6 protein-coding genes are annotated in these 6,199 nt (G+C 71.8%); 4 read left to right on the top strand and 2 right to left on the bottom strand.

From position 1 onward, the window contains the following. On the top strand, positions 1-562 hold a 562-nt coding region (locus tag FRW57_RS24090; RefSeq protein ID WP_238999455.1), incomplete at its 5' end, for a DUF2058 domain-containing protein. Positions 563-600: 38 nt separating this feature from the next. On the opposite strand, the gene FRW57_RS15700 is transcribed toward FRW57_RS24090, so the two are convergent. Then, entirely contained in the window at positions 601-2,031 is a 1,431-nt protein-coding gene (locus FRW57_RS15700) for a class II fumarate hydratase (protein WP_137119853.1), read from the bottom strand. A gap of 49 nt (positions 2,032-2,080) precedes the next feature. Then, positions 2,081-3,046: a type I pantothenate kinase gene (gene coaA, locus FRW57_RS15705; protein WP_137119852.1), complete on the bottom strand. Its 966-nt coding sequence runs from the start codon at positions 3,044-3,046 to the stop codon at positions 2,081-2,083. A 55-nt stretch (positions 3,047-3,101) separates the two neighbouring features. On the opposite strand from coaA, the gene glmS reads away from it, so the two are divergent. From glmS to FRW57_RS15720, 3 genes are all read left to right on the top strand, one after another. Beyond that, positions 3,102-4,961, top strand: a complete 1,860-nt coding sequence (glmS, locus tag FRW57_RS15710) for a glutamine--fructose-6-phosphate transaminase (isomerizing) (RefSeq protein ID WP_137119851.1) — start codon at positions 3,102-3,104, stop codon at positions 4,959-4,961. A gap of 7 nt (positions 4,962-4,968) precedes the next feature. Further along, positions 4,969-5,319 carry a holo-ACP synthase gene (locus tag FRW57_RS15715; RefSeq protein ID WP_137119850.1) on the top strand — a complete coding sequence of 117 codons (351 nt, stop codon included), beginning with the start codon at positions 4,969-4,971 and terminating at the stop codon, positions 5,317-5,319. Between the two features lie 40 nt (positions 5,320-5,359). Further along, a partial coding sequence (locus tag FRW57_RS15720; protein WP_152186434.1) for an NAD(P)H-hydrate epimerase occupies positions 5,360-6,199 on the top strand: 840 nt, incomplete at its 3' end.

Raw genomic sequence — 6,199 nt, forward strand, 5'->3', positions numbered from 1 at the left:
CGCGGCCAAGGAGGCTGCCGACCGCGCCGAGGCCGAGCGCAAGGCGGAGGCCAAGAAGGCCGCTGCCCGCAAGGCGGCTGCCGAGAAGCGTGCCGCCGCCAAGAAGGCCGCAGCCAAGCGAGCCGCCGAGAAGAGGGCGGCCGAGCAGCGTGCCGCTGAGAAGGCGCGCGCCGAGCAGGCTGCGGAGCGCAAGGCGGCTCTGGAGAAGCAGCGCCAGGAGGAGGCCGCGTCCCGCAGCTCCGAGCGCACCGCCCCGAGCTACAGCGGCAGCCCCCGTGACATCGCCCGGTCGATGCTCGCCGCCTACGGCTGGAGCGACCAGTTCAGCTGCCTCGACGCCCTGTGGGCCCGCGAGAGCGGCTGGGACCACTACGCGTCCAACCCGTCGTCGGGCGCCTACGGCATCCCGCAGGCCCTGCCCGGCAGCAAGATGGCCTCGGCCGGTGCCGACTGGCAGACCAACCCGGCGACCCAGATCCGCTGGGGGCTGGGCTACATCCGCGGCTCCTACGGCAGCCCCTGCGGCGCCTGGAGCCACTCCCAGGCGACCGGCTGGTACTGATTTCCGGCCGCAGCTCCTCCGCGGCAGGGTCGCTCCGCTCAGTCTCGGGCGGGCTGCACGCCGGTCATCGCGAGCACGTCGAGTGCTTGGTCGAGCTGTTCCTCGGTGAGGTCACCCGACTTCACGTGTCCGCGGTCGATGACCACGTCGCGGATCGGACGACGCTCCGCGAGCGCCTGCTTGACCACGGCGGCTGCCGCCTCGTAGCCGATGTAGCGGTTCAGCGGGGTCACGATCGAGGGTGAGCCCTGGGCGAAGTCGAGGCAGCGCTGCTCGTCGGCGGTGATGCCGTCGATGCACCGGTCGGCCAGTAGCGGACACACGGTCGAGAGCAGGGTCAGCGAGTCGAGCAGGTTGCGGCCGATCACCGGCAACATGACGTTGAGCTCGAAGTTGCCGCTCGCCCCGGCCACGGTGATCGCGGTGTCGTTGCCGATCACCTGGGCACACACCATCACGGTCGCCTCGGGGAGGACCGGGTTGACCTTGCCAGGCATGATGCTCGAGCCGGGTTGCAGGTCGGGCAGGTGGATCTCGCCGAGGCCGGCCCGCGGGCCGGAGCCCATCCAGCGCAGGTCGTTGCAGATCTTGGTCAGGCTGACCGCCACGACCTTGGCCGCACCGGAGAGGGACACCAGGGCGTCCTGGGCCGACTGCGCCTCGAAGTGGTCGACCGCCTCGCGCAGGTCGAGGCCGGTGCGCTCCGCAAGACGGGCAATCACCTGAGCGGCGAAGCCTTCCGGCGCGTTGAGCCCCGTGCCGGCCGCGGTGCCACCCAGGGGCAGCTCAGCCGCCTCGTCGGCGGCGCGCTGCACCCGCTCCCGACCGAGCGCGACCTGCCGGGCGAAACCCCGGAACTCCTGCCCCAGGGTCACCGGCACGGCATCCATCAGGTGGGTGCGCCCCGACTTCACGACGAGCGCGAACTCCTCGGCCTTGCGCTCGAGCGCGCCCTGCAGGTGTTCGAGCGCCGGGAGAAGCGACTGTGCGGCGGTAATCACCGCCGCGAGGCGCAACGCGGTCGGGAAGGTGTCGTTGCTGGACTGTCCGGAGTTGACGTCGTCGTTCGGATGCACCGACAGACCGGTGGCCAGGTGCGCCAACCGGGCGACCACCTCGTTGACGTTCATGTTGGTGGACGTGCCCGAACCGGTCTGGAAGACGTCGATCGGGAAGTGACCGTCGTGCTGTCCGTCTGCGACCTCGTCCGCCGCGGCAGCGATGGCGGCAGCGACGGCCCCGTCCACCCGGCCGAGGTCGGCGTTGACCCGCGCAGCCTCCGCCTTGACCGCGGCGAGCGCGTGGATGATCGCCGGCGGCACCCCCTGGCCCGAGATCGGGAAGTTCTCCACCGCTCGCGCGGTCTGCGCGCCCCACAGGGCGTCTGCGGGGACCTCCACCTCGCCCATCGAGTCGTGCTCGGTCCGGGTCTGCCCGGCGTCCTTGCCCTCCGTGCTGCCCTCGCTCATGGCCCCATTGTCCACCCGCCGCCGCGGCGACCCCGGCCCGTATGCCGTGTCAGAGCTTGCGCAGGCGGACCCGCCGCACGCTGTGGTCGGCCACCTTCGACAGCACCAGGGTCGCGCGGCTGCGCGTGGGTCGCACGTTCTCGGTCAGGTTGGGGGCGTTGATGTTGTCCCAGATGCCCTCGGCGGTGAGGCGGGCCTGCCCGTCGGACAGGTCGGCATACCGGTGGAAGTAGGACTGGGGGTCGGCGAAGGCGGTCTCGCGCAGTCGCAGGAACCGGTCGACATACCAGCCTTTGATGTCCTGCACGTGCGCGTCGACGTAGACCGAGAAGTCGAAGAAGTCGCTCACCGCGAGCCCGGTGGTGCCGTCGGAGCGGGGGTGCGGCGGTTGCAGCACGTTGAGCCCCTCGACGATCAGGACGTCCGGATGGGTCACCGTGATGCACTGGTCGGGGACGATGTCGTAGGTCAGGTGCGAGTAGACGGGCGCCTGCACCTCCTCCTTGCCGGACTTGACCTCGGCGACGAACCGCAGGAGCGCGCGGCGATCGTAGGACTCGGGAAATCCCTTGCGGTGCAACAGCCCGCGCCGTTCGAGCTCGGCGTTGGGATAAAGGAAGCCGTCGGTCGTCACGAGCTCGACGCGCGGTGTGTCGGGCCACCGGGCGAGCAGCTCGCGCAGGATGCGGGCCGTCGTGGACTTGCCCACGGCCACCGACCCGGCCACCCCGATGACGAAGGGGGTGCGCTCGGGGCGTTCCCCCAGGAAGTCTGTGGTGATCCGGTGCAGGCCAGCCGTTGCGCCGACGTAGAAGTTCAGCAGCCGGGACAGCGGCAGGTAGACCTGTTCCACCTCGGCGAGGTCGAGCCGGTCACCGAGTCCGCGCAGACGGGCGACGTCCTCCGCGCTGAGGCTCAGCGGGTGCTGGTTGCGCAGCCGGGCCCAGGCCGCACGGTCGAGCTCGACGTACGGCGACGGGAGGCTGCTCCCCTGGGACGACGACACGCGCGCCATTGTCGCGCAAGGTCGGGGAGACCGGGGGCGCGGTCCGCCCATTAGGCTGCAGCCCATGTGCGGAATCGTGGGCTATGTGGGCCCGGACAACGGCGGCAAGGCCCTGGACGTGGTGATGGAGGGCCTGTCCCGCCTGGAGTACCGGGGCTACGACTCCGCCGGGGTGGCGGTGCTCGCCGGCGACCACGTCGAGACCCGCAAGCGGGCCGGCAAGCTCGCCAACCTCACCGCGGCCCTGGGCGACAGCCCGCTGCCGGCGTCAGGCACCGGGATCGGCCACACCCGCTGGGCCACCCACGGCGGTCCCACCGACCAGAACGCCCACCCGCACCGCGGCGGCACCGACGGCAAGCTCGTGCTGATCCACAACGGCATCATCGAGAACTTCCACGCGCTGCGCGCCGAGCTGCTCGAGGACGGGGTCGTCTTCGAGAGCGAGACCGACACCGAGGTCGCCGCTCACCTGGTCGCACGGGCCTACGCGACCACGCACGACCTCACCGAGGCGATGCGCCAGGTGGTGCAGGTGCTCGAGGGCGCCTTCACGCTGCTCGCCGTGCACGCCGACCAGCCGGGCGTGGTCGTCGGCGCGCGCCGCAACAGCCCGCTGGTCGTGGGGCTCGGCGAGGGCGAGAACTTCCTCGGCTCCGACGTGGCCGCCTTCATCGGCTCGACCCGGGAGGCGCTCGAGCTGGAGCAGGACCAGATCGTCACCATCACGCCCGAGCGCGTGTCGGTCGTGGGCTTCGACGGCCGGCCCGCGGCGGGCAAGCCCTACCACGTCGACTGGGACGCTGCCGCCGCGGAGAAGGGCGGCTTCGACACCTTCATGGAGAAGGAGATCCACGACCAGCCGCACGCCGTCGCCGACACCCTGCTCGGCCGCACCGACGAGGACGGCCACCTCGTCATGGACGAGCTGCGCATCTCCGAGGACGACCTGCGGGCGGTCGACAAGGTCGTCATCGTGGCCTGCGGCACCGCGTCGTATGCCGGGATGGTCGCCAAGTACGCCATCGAACGCTGGACCCGCATCCCCTGCGAGGTGGAGCTGGCCCACGAGTTCCGCTACCGCGACCCGGTCGTCGACGGCAACACCCTCGTGGTCTCGATCTCCCAGTCGGGCGAGACGATGGACACGCTGATGGCCGTCAAGCACGCCCACGACCTCGGCGCACGCACCTTGTCGATCTGCAACACCCACGGTGCGACCATCCCGCGCGAGTCCGACGCCGTCCTCTACACCCACGCGGGCCCCGAGATCGCCGTCGCCTCGACCAAGGCGTTCCTCGCGCAGATCACGGCCTGCTACATCCTCGGGCTCTACCTCGCGCAGCTGCGGGGTGGCGTGTTCGCCGACCAGGCGCCGGCGGTGATGAAGGAGCTGCAGCAGGTCCCGGACAAGATCCAGACCGTCATCGACTCGATGGACCGGGTCCGCGAGATCGCCCGGTTCATGGCCGACACCCGGGCCGTGCTCTTCCTCGGCCGGCACGTCGGCTTCCCGGTGGCCATGGAGGGCGCGCTCAAGCTCAAGGAGCTCGCCTACATCCACGCCGAGGGTTTCGCGGCGGGGGAGCTCAAGCACGGCCCGATCGCCCTCATCGAGCCGGGGCAGCCGGTGTTCGTCATCGTCCCGACGCCCGACAGCGAACACGGACTGCACGGCAAGGTGGTCTCCAACATCCAGGAGATCCGCGCCCGCGGGGCCCGCACGCTGGTGATAGCCGAGGAGGGTGACGAGGCGGTCGTACCCTTCGCCGACGAGGTGATCCGGGTCCCCGCCACGCCACCCCTGCTCGCGCCGCTGCTCACGACCGTGCCGCTGCAGGTCTTCGCCCTCGAGCTGGCCACCGCCAAGGGCCTGGACGTGGACCAGCCGAGGAACCTCGCCAAGTCGGTCACGGTCGAGTGAGGCGCGCGTGATCGTCGGGGTGGGGATCGACGTCGTGGACGTCGCGCGCTTCGGCCGCACGCTCGAGCGCACGCCGCGTCTGCGCGACCGGCTCTTCACCCCCGACGAGCGCGACCTGCCGTTGGCGTCGCTCGCCGCCCGGTTCGCGGCCAAGGAGGCACTCGCCAAGGCGCTCGGCGCCCCCGTCGGTCTGTCCTGGCTGGACGCCACGGTGGTCCGCGCCGAGCACGGACGACCCCGGCTGCGGATCCGCGGGACGGTGGAGGCGCGGGCCGCCGACCTGGGCGTGCACGAACTGCACGTCTCGCTGTCCCACGACGCGGGGATCTCGTCGGCCGTGGTGGTCGCCGAGGGCTGATCGGCGACGACGCAAAGACCAGCAGCGGAGGAGATCCACCATGATCGAGGCGTATGCCGTGTCCGACGTCCGCGCGATCGAGGCCGAGGCCATGGGTCACCTGCCCGAGGGCACCCTCATGCAGCGCGCCGCAGAGGGTGTGGCGTCGGTCGCAGCGGCCCGGCTCGGGGAGCGCGGCGGCTCCCGGGTCGTGGCGCTGGTCGGCTCGGGAGACAACGGTGGCGACGCGCTCTACGCCGCCGCGCGGCTGGCCGCCGACTTCGAGGTCCGGGTCGTGCTGGTCGGTGAGAAGGCGCACGAGGCGGGACTGGAGGCCGCGCGCTCGGCCGGCGTGGACGTCATACTCTCCCGACGGGGTCCGGTCGAGGCGATGGGAGAGGCCGACCTGGTGATCGACGGGATCCTTGGGATCGGCGGGCGGCCGGGCCTGCGTGACCCTGCCGAGCAGCTGGTCGAGGCGATCCCCGACACGGCCTACGTGCTCGCGGTCGACCTGCCGAGCGGAGCCGACCCGGCGGGGGAGCAGAGCGCGACCAACGCGGTGTTCGCCGACGAGACGGTGACCTTGGGGGTGGCCAAGCCGGTGCACCTGCTGCCGGCCACCGAGCCCGCCGTGGGCCGGCTCACTGTCATCGACATCGGCCTGGACGCCGCCCTCGCCGCGGTCGCGCCCACACCTGCCGTGCAGCGGCTGACCACCGACGACGTGGCGGACCTGTGGCCGGTGCCGGGGCCGGCCGACGACAAGTACTCCCGCGGCGTCCTCGGCGTCGTGGCCGGGGGAGAGGGCTACACCGGCGCGCCGGTCATGTGCGTGACCGCTGCGGTCGAGGCGGGCGCCGGGATGGTGCGCTACGTCGGGCCGCCGACCCCGACGGCG

The organism is Segeticoccus rhizosphaerae (genome assembly GCF_009192725.1).
Classification (GTDB): Bacteria; Actinomycetota; Actinomycetes; order Actinomycetales; family Dermatophilaceae; genus Segeticoccus; species Segeticoccus rhizosphaerae.

Coding starts and splice junctions, on each gene's coding strand:
- FRW57_RS15700 (WP_137119853.1), bottom strand. CDS start 2,031: ATGAGCGAGGGCAGCACGGAGGGCAAGGACGCCGGGCAGACCCGGACC.
- coaA (WP_137119852.1), bottom strand. CDS start 3,046: ATGGCGCGCGTGTCGTCGTCCCAGGGGAGCAGCCTCCCGTCGCCGTAC.
- glmS (WP_137119851.1), top strand. CDS start 3,102: ATGTGCGGAATCGTGGGCTATGTGGGCCCGGACAACGGCGGCAAGGCC.